Source organism: Cupriavidus sp. NPDC089707 (assembly GCF_044748965.1).
Lineage (GTDB): Bacteria > Pseudomonadota > Gammaproteobacteria > Burkholderiales > Burkholderiaceae > Cupriavidus.
Map to the genome: position 1 here is coordinate 17,510 of NZ_JBIVHB010000031.1, position 14,256 is coordinate 31,765.

The 14,256-nt window shown below is 67.1% G+C and carries 13 protein-coding genes; 9 read left to right on the forward strand and 4 right to left on the reverse strand.

Annotation, left to right across the window (positions count from 1 at the left end; all coding sequences use genetic code 11):
* The first annotated feature begins 5 nt into the window (after positions 1-5).
* Complete coding sequence (locus ACIP1U_RS29605) at positions 6-1,688, forward strand: long-chain fatty acid--CoA ligase (protein ID WP_400322687.1); 1,683 nt, start codon at positions 6-8, stop codon at positions 1,686-1,688.
* Positions 1,689-1,757: 69 nt separating this feature from the next.
* On the opposite strand, the gene ACIP1U_RS29610 is transcribed toward ACIP1U_RS29605, so the two are convergent.
* The 4 genes from ACIP1U_RS29610 to ACIP1U_RS29625 all read right to left on the reverse strand — a co-directional run bounded on the left by ACIP1U_RS29610 (position 1,758) and on the right by ACIP1U_RS29625 (position 5,141).
* Positions 1,758-2,201, reverse strand: a complete 444-nt coding sequence (locus ACIP1U_RS29610; RefSeq protein ID WP_400322689.1) for a hypothetical protein — start codon at positions 2,199-2,201, stop codon at positions 1,758-1,760.
* The gene (locus ACIP1U_RS29615) at positions 2,198-2,701 is read right to left on the reverse strand and encodes a MarR family winged helix-turn-helix transcriptional regulator (RefSeq protein ID WP_133097983.1); all 504 of its coding nucleotides are present in this window, start codon (positions 2,699-2,701) and stop codon (positions 2,198-2,200) included. Before ACIP1U_RS29615 ends, ACIP1U_RS29610 begins: the two co-directional genes overlap by 4 nt.
* Before the next feature lie 125 nt (positions 2,702-2,826).
* Positions 2,827-3,828, reverse strand: a complete 1,002-nt coding sequence (locus ACIP1U_RS29620; RefSeq protein ID WP_400322691.1) for a tripartite tricarboxylate transporter substrate binding protein — start codon at positions 3,826-3,828, stop codon at positions 2,827-2,829.
* Positions 3,829-4,001: 173 nt separating this feature from the next.
* The gene (locus ACIP1U_RS29625) at positions 4,002-5,141 is read right to left on the reverse strand and encodes a porin (protein WP_400322693.1); all 1,140 of its coding nucleotides are present in this window, start codon (positions 5,139-5,141) and stop codon (positions 4,002-4,004) included.
* Positions 5,142-5,465: 324 nt separating this feature from the next.
* Here ACIP1U_RS29625 and coq7 point away from each other — a divergent pair, with 324 nt between their 5' ends.
* The 8 genes from coq7 (at position 5,466) to mraY (ending at position 14,229) form a co-directional block, all read left to right on the forward strand.
* Entirely contained in the window at positions 5,466-6,089 is a 624-nt protein-coding gene (gene coq7, locus ACIP1U_RS29630; RefSeq protein WP_400322695.1) for a 2-polyprenyl-3-methyl-6-methoxy-1,4-benzoquinone monooxygenase, read from the forward strand.
* Positions 6,090-6,545: 456 nt separating this feature from the next.
* Positions 6,546-6,974: a division/cell wall cluster transcriptional repressor MraZ gene (mraZ, locus tag ACIP1U_RS29635; RefSeq protein ID WP_010814778.1), complete on the forward strand. Its 429-nt coding sequence runs from the start codon at positions 6,546-6,548 to the stop codon at positions 6,972-6,974.
* 7 nt (positions 6,975-6,981) lie between these two features.
* The gene (rsmH, locus tag ACIP1U_RS29640; protein WP_400322697.1) at positions 6,982-7,971 is read left to right on the forward strand and encodes a 16S rRNA (cytosine(1402)-N(4))-methyltransferase RsmH; all 990 of its coding nucleotides are present in this window, start codon (positions 6,982-6,984) and stop codon (positions 7,969-7,971) included.
* Positions 7,968-8,282 (forward strand): cell division protein FtsL, encoded by a 315-nt coding sequence (ftsL, locus tag ACIP1U_RS29645; protein WP_063241536.1) that lies wholly within the window; start codon positions 7,968-7,970, stop codon positions 8,280-8,282. Before rsmH ends, ftsL begins: the two co-directional genes overlap by 4 nt.
* Positions 8,279-10,084: a peptidoglycan D,D-transpeptidase FtsI family protein gene (locus tag ACIP1U_RS29650; RefSeq protein ID WP_400322699.1), complete on the forward strand. Its 1,806-nt coding sequence runs from the start codon at positions 8,279-8,281 to the stop codon at positions 10,082-10,084. The genes ftsL and ACIP1U_RS29650 overlap by 4 nt, the downstream gene beginning before the upstream one ends.
* Complete coding sequence (locus ACIP1U_RS29655; protein ID WP_400322701.1) at positions 10,081-11,649, forward strand: UDP-N-acetylmuramoyl-L-alanyl-D-glutamate--2,6-diaminopimelate ligase; 1,569 nt, start codon at positions 10,081-10,083, stop codon at positions 11,647-11,649. The genes ACIP1U_RS29650 and ACIP1U_RS29655 overlap by 4 nt, the downstream gene beginning before the upstream one ends.
* Positions 11,646-13,046 (forward strand): UDP-N-acetylmuramoyl-tripeptide--D-alanyl-D-alanine ligase, encoded by a 1,401-nt coding sequence (murF, locus tag ACIP1U_RS29660; RefSeq protein ID WP_400322703.1) that lies wholly within the window; start codon positions 11,646-11,648, stop codon positions 13,044-13,046. Before ACIP1U_RS29655 ends, murF begins: the two co-directional genes overlap by 4 nt.
* 13 nt (positions 13,047-13,059) lie before the next feature.
* On the forward strand, positions 13,060-14,229 hold the full coding sequence (gene mraY, locus ACIP1U_RS29665; protein ID WP_400322704.1) for a phospho-N-acetylmuramoyl-pentapeptide-transferase: 1,170 nt from the start codon (positions 13,060-13,062) through the stop codon (positions 14,227-14,229).
* Positions 14,230-14,256 lie beyond the last annotated feature (27 nt).

Below are 14,256 nucleotides of genomic sequence, written 5' to 3' on the forward strand. Positions count from 1 at the left end.
GCGCTATGGAAAGAATTTGGCTGAAACACTACCCAGCCGGCGTCCCCGCCGAGATCGATGCCAGCCAGTTTCGTACGCTTGCCCAGCTGCTCGAAGCGTCATTCCGCACCTATGCCGATCGCAAGGCCTTCGTCTGCATGGACAAGGCCATCACCTATGGCGAACTAGACCAGATGTCATCGCGCTTCGCCGCGTGGCTGCAGTCGCGCGGGCTGCGTCCGGGCGCGCGCGTGGCAATCATGATGCCGAACGTGCTGCAGTATCCGGTGGTGCTGGCCGCGGTGCTGCGCGCCGGCTTCGTCGTGGTCAATGTCAATCCGCTTTACACGCCGCGCGAGCTTGAGCACCAGCTCAAGGACAGCGGCGCCGAGGCCATTGTCATCCTGGAGAACTTTGCCGCCACGCTGCAGCAGGTGCTGGCCCGCACGCCGGTCAAGCACGTGGTGGTCGCCACCATGGGCGACATGCTCGGCGGACTGAAGGGCGCGATCGTCAATTTTGTCGTGCGCAACGTCAAGAAGATGGTGCCGGCGTGGGAACTGCCCAACTGCGTGCGCTTCAACAGTGTGCTGGCCGAGGGCAGCAAGCTCACGCTGCAGCCGGCGACCAGCGGACCTGACGATATCGCCTTCCTGCAATACACCGGCGGCACCACCGGCGTGAGCAAGGGCGCAGTGCTGCTGCACCGTAACGTGGTTGCCAATGTGCTGCAGTCCGAGGCCTGGATGCAGCCGGCGCTGGCCAAGGGTGGCCATATCGACCAGGTCGTCACCATTACCGCGCTGCCGCTGTACCACATCTTCGCGCTGACGGTCTGCTGCCTGCTGGGGATGCGCAGCGGCGGCATGAGCGTGCTGATCCCCAATCCGCGCGATATCCCGGGCTTTATCAAGGAATTGCAGAAGTACAAGTTCCATATGTTCCCGGCGGTCAACACGCTGTACAACGCGCTGATCAATAACCCGGAAATCGCCAAGGTCGATTTCTCCGGCCTGCGCGTGGCCAACGGCGGCGGCATGGCGGTGCAGGAAGCGGTGGCCAAGAAGTGGCTGGACCAGACCGGCTGCCCGATCATCGAAGGCTACGGTCTGTCCGAGACCTCGCCGTCGGCCACCTGCAACCCGACCGACAGCAATGCGTTTTCCGGCACCATCGGCATGCCGCTGCCGTCGACCGAAGTGGTGATCCGCGACGACGACGGCAAGGACCTGCCGCTGGGCCAGCCAGGCGAGATCTGCATCCGCGGTCCGCAGGTAATGGAGGGCTACTGGAACCGGCCGGACGAGACCGCCAAGGTCATGACCCCTGATGGCTTCTTCAAGACCGGCGATATCGGCGTGATGGACGAGCGCGGCTACACCAAGATCGTCGACCGCAAGAAAGACATGATCCTGGTGTCGGGCTTCAACGTGTACCCGAATGAAGTCGAAGGCGTGGTGGCCGAGTGCCCGGGCGTGCTGGAGGTGGCCGCGGTGGGCGTGCCCGACACGCACTCGGGCGAGGTGGTCAAGCTGTTCGTGGTCAAGAAAGACCCGGCGCTGACCGAGGCGGACGTGATCGAGTTCTGCAAAGAGCGGCTGACCGGCTACAAGCGGCCGAAGTACGTGGAGTTTCGCACCGAGCTGCCCAAGACCAACGTCGGCAAGATCCTGCGCCGCGAACTGCGCGATAGCCGCAAGGCGGCCTGAGCGCCAGCTTTTGCGCAATCGAGAACGGCCTCCGCAACGGAGGCCGTTTGTCTTGCCGCGTTCAGCGGCTCAGCATTCGTTCGACGGCGCAAGCCTCGGATCCGTGCTCCCATCGAGATAGATCACCCGCACGCACGCTCCTGGCTCCAGCCCCGGTATCGCCGGCGCATTGGCCGATACGAGCGCGCCTTCCATGGTCCGCACCTTGTACTGGAACAGGTCGACCTGCTGCACCGGCGCCGGGCGATTGAACAGCCGGCTCAGGTCGAAGGCAAAGCCGACGCCCACCCCGCCGCCTCCGCCACCGCCCGCCGCACCTACGCCGACGCTGGTGCCGCTGCCGTAGTAGGGCGCCTGCGCGACGTCCATCCGCGTCAGGAATGTCTTCTCGGTCACGCGGCCGAGCTTGATGGTGGCGTTCACCGGGGTCACCTGCGGTGGTTGCGGCGTGCTGCTGCACGCGGCCAGGAGCGGCAGCAGGCCGCACAGCGTGAGGTAGGGTAGCGTCTTCATGGCGAGATCAGGCCGTTCTTTAGCCTGCCGAGTAGTCGGAACAGCGCGCGCCGGTCGGTTTCGGCCAGCCCCGAAAACAGTTGCCCGATCCAATCCTCATGCGCACGCGCCATGCGCGAGAATGCCGCGCGTCCGGCCGGCGTCAGGCGGATCAGGTAGGCGCGGCGGTCGGTGGGCAGCGCCTCGCGCGAGACCAGCCCTTCCTGCTGCAGCTGGTCGGTGATGCCGGTGACATTGCCGCCCGTGACCATCATGCGGCGCGACAGCTCGCCCATCTTCAGCCCTTCGGGGTGGCGGTCGAGCTGGGCCATCAGGTCGAAGCGCGGCAGCGTGCAGGCAAATTCCTGCCGCAGCCGCGAGCGGATGTCGCCTTCGATCAGGTTGGTGCAGGTCAGCAGCCGCAGCCACAGCCGCAGGTCTTCGTGCTCGGTCTGGTCGGCACGGGTTTCAAGGTCGACCGGCGCGTTCTCGGCGCCGGCGGCAGGAGACAGGTTTGGCATCTTCAGGGTGCGCAGGTGTGCGGCGAACGCCGCCAGCGGCTGCCGGATCGGGCCGGCAGCCAACATTTTATGCCTCAAGTATATGCGCGATGCGGACGGTCGCCCTGCCGGCGATCAAACCGCCGTCAATCGACCTTGGCGCCCGAATCCTTGACCACCTTGGCCCATTTGGTGGTCTCGGCGCGGATCAGCGCGGCGAACTGCTCCGGCGTGTTGCCGACCGGTTCGGCGCCCTGTGCCTGCAGGCGTTCGCGCACCGCGGGCGCACCGAGCGCCTTGGCCACTTCCTGTTGGATGCGGTGGATGATTTCCGGCGGCGTCCCGGCGGGTGCCAGCATGCCGAACCAGGAGCTGGCCTCGTACTGCGGCAGGCCAGCCGCCTGCGCGATGGTCGGCACGCCCGGCAGTGCCGGCGAGGGTTTGGCGCTGGTCACGGCCAGCGCCTTGAGCTTGCCGGCCTTGATCAGCGCCATCGACGAGGGCAGGTTGTCGAACATCACCTGCATGGTGCCGCCGGTCAGGTCGGTCAGCGCCGGCCCGCTGCCCTTGTACGGGAAATGGACCATGAAGGTCTTGGTCTGCGTCTTGAACAGCTCGCCAGCCAGGTGGATCGAGGTGCCGTTGCCGCTGGAAGCCATGTTCAGCTTGCCTGGGTTGGCACGCGCGTAGGCGATCAGGTCCTTGACGCTGTCGATCTTGTTCTGCTGCGCGAAGGCCGGGTTGAGCACCAGCACGTTCGGCACCGCCGCCACTTCGGTGATGGGCGCGAAGTCCTTGATGGGGTCGAACGGCAGCTTGGCATACAGCGACTGGTTGATGCCGTGGGTGCCGACCGTGCCCATCAGCAGCGTATAGCCGTCCGGCGCTGCCTTGGCGACGATATCGGCACCGATATTGCCGCCCGCGCCGGGTTTGTTGTCCACCACCACGTTCCAGCCAGGCAGCTTGGCCAGCTCCGCGGCGACGGCGCGGGCCAGGATATCGGTGGTGCCGCCGGCGGCGAATGGGACCACCAGCCGGATCGGCTTGGATGGATATGGATCCGCGGCCAGCGCCGCCGGCGCGGCGAGGGCACCGAGGCTGGCGGACAGCAGCAGCGCGACGATGCGCCGGCGATTGGGTTGCATGCGTGGTCTCCTGGTGTTGTGCGCCGCGCCTTGCGCCGGCATGGGGTCAGTGCATTCTAGTCGGCACCCAAGGCGGTGCCGATGAGGTGATGCCCTATGGAGTATTGGGGTGCGCGGCCCAGCCAATGAAAAAAGGCACCCGGAGGTGCCTTTCCAGTTCAAGCGGGATTTGCTTAGAACTTGTGGCGGATGCCGACGGCGGCGCCAATCATCTTGTCTTCGCCGGTACCCAGGAAGTAACCGTTGGCGAAGCTGATGGCCGAGGTGTCGAAGTTCAGGCCCGCGTTCTTCGAGAAGGCCGCGGTCAGGTACACGTCGGTACGCTTGGACAGGTTGTAATCAGCGATGAACGAAATCTGCCAGGGGTTCTTGATGTTGTTGGTGACGTTGGTGGTGGCGGCGGCCGGGTTGAAGTTCTTGACGTCGTCGTAGTAGTAGGCCAGCGTCAGGCCCAGTGCCGGCGTGACCTGGTAGTTGCCGCCGACCCAGTAGTAGTTGTCCTTCAGGATCGTATTGTCGTTCACATGCTTGCTCATGCCCCAGCGATAGCCAGCCATCAGCTTGGCCGGACCGAAGGCATAGCTGGCAGCGACCGCGGCCTTCCTGAATTCGCCGGTGCCGCCGGCGGCGTTCAGGGTCGGGTTGTACTGGTCATAGGCGCCGCTGATGCCGAACGGGCCGGCTACCCATGACACGCCGGCACCGTAGCCGGTGTCGCGGCGGAACTGGCCGGGGACTTCACCGCCGCCGGCAACGCCGTTACCGAACGACCAGTGCGCGACCGCGGTCACCGGGCCGAACTTGCCGGTGTACTTGGCGGTGTTGTCCGAGCGGAAGTTCAGGCCGAGCTGGGCCACCACCGGTTCATACTGGGTGGCATAGCCGGTCGGTGAGAAGTTGGCCATCATGTCGAACAGCGAGGTGTACTGGCGGCCGAAGGTGACGCGGCCCACCTGGGCGCTTTCCAGGCCGACGTAAGCTTGACGACCGAACAGGCGGCCGCCCTGCTGCGAACGCCCGTCATCCAGGCCAAAACCGCTTTCCATCACGAAGAGCGCCTTCAGGCCGCTGCCGAGGTCTTCCACGCCGCGCAGACCCCAGCGCGAGCCGGACAGGCCGCCGGACGACATACGGAAGAGGTTTTCGGCCGGGCCGGTGGCAAAGCCGTTGGCGGACGACGGGATGACGCTCGACATGTTGCTCACGTACTCGATGTTGGCATCCACAACACCGTAGAGCGTGACGCTCGATTGGGCCTGCGCCGCCCCAGCAAATGCGCCAAGCGCTGCCAGCGCCAGAAGCGATTTCTTCATGCTCGTTGATCTCCACTGTAAGAATTATTGGTGACGGGCCGGGGGAACCTCCTGTTGGTCTCCATCCCCCATGCGTCAAACTTCCTTAGAAGTTGCGAAGTACTGTAACAAACAACTTTTCGTTCACCAGTCGGGCGCAACCCCCTTGTCTGGTTTTAACAACTCAGGGTTTCTGAGTAGCGGGCCGCATCAATGCAAGGCGTGGTGCGGGATGGCGCGAATTAGAGGCAAGCTACAATGCGGGTAATCCCGATGCGGCCGTTGCGGGCCGTAGCCCACCATGGCAGGGCCTCGGGAGCAAGCAGATCAATCCGCATCCGCGACATGGACACACTGATCAAAGAATTCGACGTGGCACTGCGCGCCATTGCCGGAGCAACCCGCTCCGCGCGCGCCAACCCGGCCGACCAGTTGGCGCCGGATACCGAGCAGATGAGCGCGGACGAGCGCCGTCACGTAGCCGGGCTGATGCGCATCAACCATGTCGGCGAGGTTTGCGCCCAGGCCCTGTACCAGGCGCAGAAACTGACCGCGCGCAACGCGACAGTGCGCGCGCAGATGGATGCCGCCGCGCGCGAAGAAGAAGACCACCTGGCCTGGTGCGCCGAGCGGCTGCGCGAACTGGGCTCGCGCCCGAGCCTGCTCAACCCGCTGTGGTACGCGGGCGCGTTCGCGATCGGCTGGGCCGCGGGCCGCGCTGGCGACAAGATCAGCCTCGGCTTCGTGGCCGAGACCGAGCGCCAGGTCGAGCATCATCTCGGCGGCCACCTGGACCGCCTGCCTGAAGCGGACGGCCGCTCGCGCGCCATCCTTGAGCAGATGCGCGACGACGAGATCCGCCATGGCGATGCCGCCCGCGATGCCGGCGGCATCCCGCTGCCGGCGCCGGTGCGTGCGCTGATGCGCGGCGCCTCGCGCGTGATGACCACCGCGGCCTACCGCATCTGAAGCGCGGCGTCCGTGCGCCCGGCCTCATGGCCGCGCGCTCGCGGTTGCCCGCGCGCCCTTGATTTTCCGGTGCTGGCGGGCGATTGTTGTATCCTTCCCTCGGGCTGCGGGACAGTCGTTCCCGCCGCCGCCGGCAGTCCTCCTCCCGCAGTTCTCAGGTGGTTTCTCTGCTTTCCTCCCTAAGATCTTCATTTCATTAAGGATTCACTTTCACGGTGCGTGAGGTGTGCGCGCTAAGTCATTGTTCTGATTCGAAAAATCTCGTTTGCTGCCCTGCAGCGAGCCTTGACCGCCCAAATCGCTTCCTCTAAAGTGGGAAATAGTGTGAGGAAGTGTATTTTTGTGTGAAATTGCGAACCGACCGTGGGATCATTTCGCCACAGTCGGAAACAGAGGGATTCACGCGATTGCCAGCCGCCAGGGGTCACCGGCAGCTGGCAGGGACCGGGAGCGAGCTTGTTTCAGGGAGCATCGGCGCTGTCGCTGGATGCCAAGGGGCGGATGTCCATTCCGTCCAGGCACCGCGAGGCGCTGCAACAGCAGGCCGAGGGCCGGGTGACGCTGACCAAGCACCCGGATGGCTGCCTGCTGCTGTTTCCACGGCCCGAGTGGGAAACCTTCCGCACGCGCATTGCAGCGCTGCCGATGGATGCGCACTGGTGGAAGCGCATCTTCCTGGGCAACGCCGCCGACGTGGAAATGGACGGCGCAGGCCGGGTGCTGATCGCACCGGAGCTGCGCAGTGCCGCCATGCTCGACAAAGAGGTCATGCTGCTCGGCATGGGCAGCCATTTCGAAGTGTGGGATGCCGCGACCTACGCCGCCAAGGAACAGCAGGCGATGGCGCAAGGCATGCCCGAAGCATTGAAAAATTTCTCTTTCTGAAGAGGTCATGAGTCCTACCGGAACGCCGGCAACCCCCGCCCTGCGCCATCGCACCGTGCTGCTGGACGAGGCCGTCGACGCCTTGGTCTGGCGCCCGGACGGCGTCTACGTGGACGGCACCTTCGGCAGGGGAGGGCACAGCCGGGCGGTACTGGCCCGGCTGGGGCCCGACGGGGCCCTGGTCGCATTCGACAAGGACCCAGCAGCAATCGCAGAAGCGGGCACCATCGGGGATGCCCGCTTCTCCATTGAGCACGCCAGCTTTGCGGACATGGCAGAGCGCCTTGCCGGGCGCGGCCACGTGGCCGGCGTGCTGCTCGACCTGGGGATCAGCTCGCCCCAGATCGATGAGGCGGCGAGGGGGTTTTCCTTTCGTTTCGAGGGCCCGCTTGACATGCGCATGGACACCACGCGCGGCATCACCGCCGCGCAGTGGCTGGCGCAGGCGGATGAGCAGGACATTGCCAGGGTGATACGAGACTATGGGGAAGAACGGTTTGCTGTACAGATTGCAAAGGCGATTGTTGCTCGCCGGCGCGAACCCGGCGATGGCGGACCCATCGCCACTACTGCCGACCTTGCCGCGCTCGTGGCGAAAGCCGTCAAAACACGCGAGAAGGGCCAGGACCCTGCGACCCGCACCTTTCAGGCTCTACGGATTCACGTCAATCAAGAGCTTGAGGACCTCGAAAGAGGGCTGAAGGCGGCTTATGACCTGCTGCAGGTAGGGGGACGCCTGGTGGTGATCAGCTTCCATTCGCTGGAGGACCGCATCGTCAAGCGGTTCATGGCGGCGCACGCCCGTCCCCAGCAGGATGCCGACCCGGCCCTGCGCCGCGCACCGCTGCGCGCGGCCGACTTGCCGCAACCCACGCTGCGCCTGCTCGGACGCTTCAAGCCCGGCGCCGAAGAGATCGCCGCCAACCCGCGCGCGCGCTCGGCCGTGATGCGCGTGGCCGAGAAACTGGCTCCGGCCGGCGGAGGCGCGCGCACATGAACCGCCTGACCTTCTTCCTGCTGGCCGCGCTGATCCTGTGCGCGCTCTCGCTGGTGAGCGCGCAGCACCAGGCGCGCACGCTGTTCGTGGCGCTGGAGCGGGCGCAAGCGGAAGAACGCCAGCTCGACATCGACTGGGCGCGCCTGCAGTACCAGCAGAGCTCGCTCGGCAAGAGCGCGCGCATCGCCGATGCGGCGCGCGCGCAGCTGAAGATGGCGCCGGCCAACCCCGGCAAGACCCAGTACCTGTCGGGCATCGTGCTGCCGCCGGCGCAGCCCGCGCCGGCTAGCGAGGCGGAGGCGCGCCAATGAGCATGGCCCGACCCAACCCGCCCGGCCGCAACGGCAGCGGCACCCCGTCGCGCCCGCGCAGCGGCCAGTTCTCGGCCAGCCCGGTGCTGGGGCTGCGCCTGCCGATGTGGCGCTCCAAGCTGGTGGTGTTCCTGATGTTCGCGGCCTTTGTCGCGCTGGCGCTGCGCGCCGCATGGATCCAGGGCCCCGGCAACCAGTTCTATGAGGCCGAGGGCAAGAAGCGCTTCCAGCGCACGCTGGAGCTGCCGGCCACGCGCGGCAAGATCCTGGACCGCAACGGCCTGGTGCTGGCCACCAGCCTGCCGGTCAAGGCGATCTGGGCGGTCCCTGAAGACGTCCCCAACCAGGTCGAGCTGGCCAAGATCCGCCAGCTGGCCAGGCTGCTCGGCATGTCCGAGAAGGACCTCGGCAAGAAGCTGTCGGAGGACAAGGGCTTTGTCTACCTGAAGCGCCAGGTGCTGCCCGACGTCGCCGACAAGATCGCCGCGCTCAAGATCGACGGCATCCACCAGACCCGCGAGTACAAGCGTTTCTACCCGGAAGGGGAGGCGATGGCGCATATCGTGGGCTTCACCAACGTGGAAGACCGCGGCCAGGAAGGCGTGGAGCTGGCGCGCGAGACCGGGCTGGCCGGCCGCCCCGGTGCACGCCAGGTGATCAAGGACCGCCTCGGCCGCGTGGTCGAGGACATCGGCATCCTGAAGACCCCGCGCGACGGCGAGGACATCCAGCTGTCGATCGACGCCAAGATCCAGTACCTGGCCTACAACGAACTCAAGGCCGTGGTCGACAAGCACAAGGCCAAGGCCGCCAGCGCGGTGGTGCTCGACGCCCAGACCGGCGAGGTGCTGGCGCTGGCCAACTGGCCCACCTACAACCCCAACGACCGCACCCGGCTGTCCGGCGAGCAGCTGCGCAACCGCGTGCTGACCGACACCTTCGAGCCCGGCTCGATGATGAAGCCGATCACCGTGGGGCTGGCGCTGCAGCTCAAGCGCGTGACGCCATCGACGGTGATCACCACCACCGGCAAGTACCAGTTCGAAGGCGCCACCATCACCGACACCCACAACTACGGCGCGCTCACCGTCACTGGCGTGATACAGAAGTCGTCCAACATCGGCACGACCAAGATCGCGATGATGATGAAGCCGCAGGAGATGTGGGATATTTACACCAGCATCGGCCTGGGCCAGGCGCCCAAGATCGGCTTCCCCGGCGCGGTGGCGGGGCGCGTGCGCCCGTTCAAGAGCTGGCGTCCGATCGAGCAGGCCACCATGTCGTACGGCTACGGCCTGTCGGTGTCGTTGTTCCAGATGGCGCATGCCTACACCATCTTCGCGCACGACGGGGAACTGATCCCGGTCACCATGTTCCGCACCAATGGTCCGGCCACCGGCGAGCGCATCCTGTCGCCGCAGGTGGCGCGCGACGTGCGCGCCATGATGGAAACCGTGACCGCGCCCGGCGGCACCGCGCCCGAGGCGCAGGTGATGGGCTACCGCGTCGGCGGCAAGACCGGCACCGCCTACAAGCACGAAGGCCGCGGCTATAACCGCAGCAAGTACCGCGCCTCGTTTATCGGCCTGGCGCCGATGTCCAACCCGCGCATCATCGTCGCCGTCAGCGTCGACGAGCCCACCGCCGGCAGCCACTACGGCGGCCTGGTGGCCGGCCCGGCGTTCGCCGCCATCACCGGCGGCACGCTGCGCGCACTGAATGTCCAGCCCGATTCGCCGATCCGCCAGCTGGTGGTCAGCGACAAGGTGCCGGAAAGCGAACCGTGGAGCGCGACCCAATGACGGCCAAGCCCCTGCTCCCGCTCGAGGTGACCACCCAGGCCAGCAACGCGCTGGCCTGGCTGCGTACCAACGTGGCCGCTTCGGCGCAGCTGACCGGCGATAGCCGTCGGCTGTCGCGCGGCGACGTGTTCTTCGCCTACGTGCTCGGCAACGAGCGCCTGGCCACCGACGGGCGGCCCTATATCCAGCAGGCCATCGCGGCCGGCGCCGGCGCCATCGTCTATGAGGCCGACGGCTTCGACTGGCCGTTTGGCGATGTCGTGCCGCATCTGGCGGTCAGCAGCCTGCATCAACTGGCCGGCCCGATCGCCGCCGGCTGGCACGGCAACCCGGTGCGCGGCCTGGCCGTGACCGGTATTACCGGCACCAACGGCAAGACCTCGTGCAGCCAGTGGCTGGCGCGCGTGCTGCAGGCCGCGGGCACGCCGTGCGCGACCGTCGGCACGCTCGGCACCGGCTTCCCCGGTGCCTTGCAAGCGACCGGCTTCACCACGCCCGATGCGGTTCAGCTGCAGGCCAGCCTGGCGGCGCTGCACGATGCCGGCGCGCGGGCCGTGGCGATGGAAGTGTCCTCGCACGGCCTCGAGCAGGAGCGCGTCGCCGGCACGCATTTCTCGGTGGCGGTGCTGACCAACCTGACGCAGGACCACCTCGACTACCACGGCTCGATGGCCGAGTACGAGGCCGCCAAAGAGCGCCTGTTCCAGTGGGACGGCCTGCGCACCGCGGTGGTCAACCGCGATGACGCCATGGGCCAGCGGCTGCTGGCGGCGGACGCGGCCGCCATCGCGGCGCCGCACGTGATCGAATACGGCATCGACGGCCCCGGCGCCGCCACGGTGCGCCGCCCGCGCGGCGAATGGCTGCGCGCCACCAACGTGCGCGCCACGCCCAACGGCACTGCTTTCCATATCGACAGCAGCTTCGGCAGCGCCGAGATGTCCACGCCCATGATCGGCGCCTTCAACGTCAGCAACCTGCTGGCGGTGCTGGGCGCGGCGCTGGCCAACGGCGTGGCGTGGGATGCGGCGCTGGCCGCGTTGCGCGCGCTGACGCCGGTCGAGGGCCGCATGGAACTGTTCGGCGCCCACGGTAGCGACGCCGCGCTGGGTCCGCTTGCTGTGGTCGACTACGCCCACACCCCCGACGCGCTGGAACAGACGCTGGCCGCTCTGCGCCCGGTGGCGCAGGCGCGCCATGGCCGGCTGTGGTGCGTGTTCGGCTGCGGCGGCGACCGCGACCCGATCAAGCGCCCGCTGATGGGCGCAGTCGCCGAGCGCCTGGCCGACGACGTCATCCTGACCAGCGACAACCCGCGCAGCGAGGATCCGCAGGAGATCCTGGACGCGATCTCCGACGGCATGGCGGACCGCGCGCGTGGCCGCCAGATCGAGGACCGCGCCGCCGCCATCCTTTACGCCATCCGGCACGCGGCGCCGGCCGACGTGGTGCTGGTGGCAGGCAAGGGCCACGAGGCCACCCAGGAGATCCAAGGGCGCAAGCGCCCGTTCTCCGACCGCGAGCATGTCCGCCTGGCGCTTGCCACCCGTGGAGTATCGGCATGAGCCAGACCACCATGACCAACTTGCAGGACGCCGCCGGCTGGATCGCCGGCGCGCGCGTTTCCGGCGACGGCGCCGTTGCGTTCTCGCGCGTGCAGACCGACAGCCGTGCCGTCGGGCCCGGCGACCTGTTTGTCGCGCTGAAGGGCGAGCGCTTCGATGCGCATGATTTCATCGCCGACGTGGTGGCCAAGGGCGCCGCGGCCGTGCTGGTGAGCCGTGAAGTCGATGCTGGCGTGCCAGCCATCGTCGCCCCCGACACCCGCATCGCGCTGGGCGAGCTGGGCGCCGGCTGGCGCCGCCGGTTCACGCTGCCCGCGGTGGCGGTAACCGGCAGCAACGGCAAGACCACGGTCAAGGAAATGATCGCGGCGATCTTCGCCGCGGCGGTGGGCGAAGACCAGCGCCTGGCCACCGGTGGCAACCTGAACAACGACATCGGCCTGCCGCTGACGGTGCTGCGCCTGCGCACCACGCACAAGCTGGCGGTGCTGGAGCTCGGCATGAACCATCCGGGCGAGACCGTCTACCTGGCTGGCATTGCCCAGCCCACCGTGGCGGTCATCACCAACGCGCAGCGCGAGCACCAGGAATTCATGGTCAGCGTGGAAGCCGTGGCGCACGAGCACGCGGCAGCGCTCGCGGCGCTGCCGGCGGACGGCGTGGCGGTGTTCCCGCTCGACGAGGAAAGCGGCGGTGCCTATGCGCCGGTCTGGCGCGAGGCCGCCGGTGCGCGCCGGGCGCTGTCGTTCGGCACCTCGCAGCGCGCGGATGTGCACGCCACCATGGCGCTGATCGACGGCGCGCAGGTGATGCAGGTGCGCGCGCCGGGCCATGCGTTTGAAGTCAGGCTTGCGCTGCTGGGCGAGCACAACGTGCGCAATGCGCTCGCGGCGATCGCCTGCGCGCTGGCCGCGGGCGTCCACGTGCCGGCGATCCAGGCGGGGCTGGCCGGCTTCCAGGCGGTCAAGGGCCGGCTGCAGGTGAAGTACACGCCGGGCGGCACGGTGGTCATCGACGACACCTACAACGCCAACCCCGATTCCATGCGCGCCGCCATCGACGTGCTGGCCGGCTTTGCCGCGCCGCGCGTGCTGGTGCTGGGTGACATGGGCGAGGTCGGCGACCAGGGGCCGGCTTTCCACGAAGAGATCGGCGCCTACGCGCAGGCGCGCGGCGTCGACACGTTGTGGGCCACCGGTGAGCTGGCCGTGCACGCGGTGCGGGCGTTCGGCGCCAACGGCCGCCATTTCGGCAGCGCGGAAGACCTGGCAAAGGCCTTGGAGGAAGACAGCGGGGGCATGGCGGCGCAAGCCGGCGCCGTGCTGGTGAAGGGATCGCGCTTCATGCGCATGGAACGGATGGTCGCTGCGCTGGTCGCAGACACTTCCGCACATTAACGAAGACAACACGATGTTATTGGCTCTGGCCCAGTGGCTGCAAAACGACTACAGCTTCCTCCGGGTCGTCAACTACCTGACTTTCCGCGCGGTGATGGCCAACCTCACTGCGCTGCTGATCGGCCTGACGTTCGGTCCGTGGGTGATCCGCAAGCTGACCGAACTGAAGGTCGGCCAGGCGGTGCGCACCATCGGCCCGCAGACGCACCTGGTCAAGGCCGGCACACCGACCATGGGCGGCGTGCTGGTGCTGGTGTCGATCGCCGTCTCGACGCTGCTGTGGTGCGACTGGGGCAACCGCTTTATCTGGGTGGTGATGCTGGTCACCTTCGGTTACGGCGCCATCGGCTGGGTCGACGACTACCGCAAGGTGGTCTACCGCGACCCGCGCGGCATGTCGAGCCGCGAAAAGTTTTTCTGGCAGACGCTGATCGGCCTGGTGGCCGCGGTCTACCTGGCGTTCTCGGTGTCCGAAAGCAGCAACGTGCGGGTCTGGGAGCTGTTCCTGAACTGGGTCGAGGGCGGGCTGTCGCTCGACATGCCGTACAAGTCCAACCTGATCGTGCCCTTCTTCAAGGAAGTCAGCTATCCGCTGGGCGTGGCCGGCTTCATCGTGCTGACCTACCTGGTGATCGTGGGCTCGAGCAACGCCGTGAACCTGACCGACGGCCTGGACGGGCTGGTGATCATGCCGGTGGTGCTGGTCGGCGGCGGGCTGGGCGTGTTTGCCTACGTGATGGGCAACTCGGTCTACAGCAAGTACCTGCTGTTCCCGCATATCCCGGGCGCGGGCGAGCTGCTGATTTTCTGCTCGGCGCTGGCCGGGGCGGGACTGGCATTCCTCTGGTTCAACGCGCACCCGGCGCAGGTGTTCATGGGCGACGTGGGCGCGCTGGCGCTGGGCGGCGCGCTGGGCACGGTGGCGGTGATCGTGCGCCAGGAGATCGTGCTGTTCGTGATGGGCGGCATCTTCGTGGTGGAAACGCTGTCGGTGATGGCGCAGGTCACGTGGTTCAAGATCACCAAGCGCCGTTATGGCGAGGGCAGGCGGCTGTTCCGGATGGCGCCGCTGCACCACCATTTCGAGCTGGGCGGCTGGAAGGAAACGCAGGTCACGGTGCGCTTCTGGATCATCACCATGCTGCTGGTGCTGATCGGGTTGTCGACGCTGAAGCTGCGTTGATGGCTGCGCCGATGGTGAGAACCGCGG